We start from the raw sequence: 1,916 nt of genomic DNA, 5'->3' as shown, positions 1-1,916 counted from the left end.
GATAATGGAGCCTCGAACACTCCGATTATCCTTGTGGCAGTGCACCTTTCGCGTTAGCGACACCCATCAACACCGAACTACGTGAAAAATCCAGGCTGATCACCAAGCGCATCGCCCGCATCGCCGCTGAGAGCATCGTCACCGTCGACGGCGCCGAGTACCCGGTCGACGTCATCGTCTACGCCACCGGATTCCATGTCGCCGATTCCTACACCTACGTCGCCATCTTGGGTCCGGGCGGCGAGGACCTGGTGGACCGGTGGAACCGCGAGGGGGTTTCGGCGCACCGCGGCGTCGCCGTCGCCGACGTGCCCAACTTGTTCTTCCTCCTCGGACCCAACACCGGGCTGGGCCACACCTCGGTGGTGTTCATGATCGAATCGCAGATTCACTACGTCACCGAGGCGATCGCGGCGGTCGACAAGGCCGGCGCGCAGGCGCTGGCGCCCACCCGTGCCGCCCAGGACCGATTCAACGAGGAGCTGCAGCGCAAGCTGCGCCGCTCGGTGTGGAACACCGGCGGCTGCGCCAGCTGGTACCTCGACGAACACGGGGTCAACCGGACCCTGTGGAGCGGCATGACGTGGCAGTATTGGCAGGCCACTCGCGAGGTCAAGCCGGAGGAGTACCGGTTTTTCGGAGTGGGGTCGCCGGCCGCCCGCCCGCAGCGCGCCGTTCTCGGCTGATCACGACACGCAAACACAATCCCTTGTGTTACGCCGGCTTGTCCTACCCCAGGGGTAGTGTTTGAGTTCGGAGTACAACTGGCAACGGCGGCCGCACGAAGTGGGGTTCTGGTGACCGAAAACATGAAGCTGATCGACCGGGTGTCGGCGATCAACTGGAACCGGGTGCACGACGACAAGGATGCCGAAGTCTGGGATCGGCTGACCGGGAACTTCTGGCTGCCCGAGAAGGTGCCGGTCTCCAACGACCTGCCCTCCTGGGCGACACTGACCGCCGACGAGAAACAGCTGACCATGCGGGTGTTCACCGGGCTGACGCTGCTGGACACCATCCAGGGCACGGTCGGCGCGGTCAGCTTGATTCCCGACGCGTTGACCCCGCATGAGGAGGCCGTCCTCACCAACATCGCGTTCATGGAGTCGGTGCACGCCAAGAGCTACAGTTCGATCTTCTCCACGCTGTGCTCTACCGCCGAGATCGACGACGCGTTCCGCTGGTCGGAGGAGAACCCCAACCTGCAGCGCAAAGCCGAGATCGTGCTGCACTACTACCGGGGCGATGAGCCGCTCAAGCGCAAGGTGGCGTCCACGCTGCTGGAGAGTTTCCTGTTCTACTCCGGGTTCTACCTACCGATGTACTGGTCGAGCCGGGCGAAGCTGACCAACACCGCCGATCTGATCCGGCTGATCATCCGCGACGAAGCCGTGCACGGCTACTACATCGGTTACAAGTTCCAGCGCAGGCTGGCGCTCGAGGATGCGGCCAGGCAGACCGAGCTCAAGGACTACACCTACGAGCTGCTCTTCGAGCTCTACGACAACGAGGTGGAGTACACCCAGGATCTCTACGACAGCGTCGGGCTGACTGAAGACGTCAAGAAGTTTCTGCGCTACAACGCCAACAAGGCGCTGATGAACCTCGGCTACGAAGCCCTGTTCCCGCGCGACGAGACCGACGTCAACCCGGCGATCCTGTCGGCGCTCGCGCCTAACGCCGACGAGAACCACGACTTCTTCTCCGGCTCCGGATCGTCGTACGTGATCGGCAAGGCCGTCGTCACCGAAGACGAGGACTGGAACTTCTGAATTTAGTTGATCGGGGCATCCACCCAGCGCAGATCGTCGACAATGCTGCGGGCGGCGATGAGACCCTGCCCGGTCTGCCACACCTCGTTGTTGACCACGAACACCCGGTCGTCGCGGTTGGCGGACAGTTTGCGCCACGGCTCG

General features: G+C 63.2%; 2 protein-coding genes and 2 pseudogenes. 2 read left to right on the top strand and 2 right to left on the bottom strand.

All coding sequences use genetic code 11. The annotated features are described in order from the left end of the window. Window positions 1-25 precede the first annotated feature (25 nt). A complete protein-coding gene (locus tag AC2VOP_RS09330; RefSeq protein WP_486960692.1) occupies window positions 26-175 on the bottom strand; it encodes a hypothetical protein in 150 nt (49 codons plus the stop codon). On the opposite strand from AC2VOP_RS09330, the pseudogene AC2VOP_RS09325 reads away from it, so the two are divergent. After that, window positions 102-686: pseudogene (locus tag AC2VOP_RS09325) on the top strand (4-hydroxyacetophenone monooxygenase); the annotation flags it as partial. The gene AC2VOP_RS09330 and the pseudogene AC2VOP_RS09325 overlap by 74 nt on opposite strands. Window positions 687-797: 111 nt before the next feature. After that, entirely contained in the window at window positions 798-1,772 is a 975-nt protein-coding gene (nrdF, locus tag AC2VOP_RS09320; protein WP_486960691.1) for a class 1b ribonucleoside-diphosphate reductase subunit beta, read from the top strand. A gap of 2 nt (window positions 1,773-1,774) precedes the next feature. Here the strand turns inward: nrdF and AC2VOP_RS09315 are convergent. Further along, window positions 1,775-1,916, bottom strand: a pseudogene (locus tag AC2VOP_RS09315) (iron-siderophore ABC transporter substrate-binding protein); the annotation flags it as partial.

It is taken from the genome of Mycobacterium sp. TH-M106 (assembly GCF_057473765.1).
The sequence above is the reverse complement of the archived record's forward strand: the minus strand, read 5'-3'. Positions and strand labels throughout refer to the sequence as shown.

Excerpts from the sequence above, each read along its gene's own strand:
- AC2VOP_RS09330 (WP_486960692.1), bottom strand. The coding sequence starts at position 175 with ATGACGTCGACCGGGTACTCGGCGCCGTCGACGGTGACGATGCTCTCA.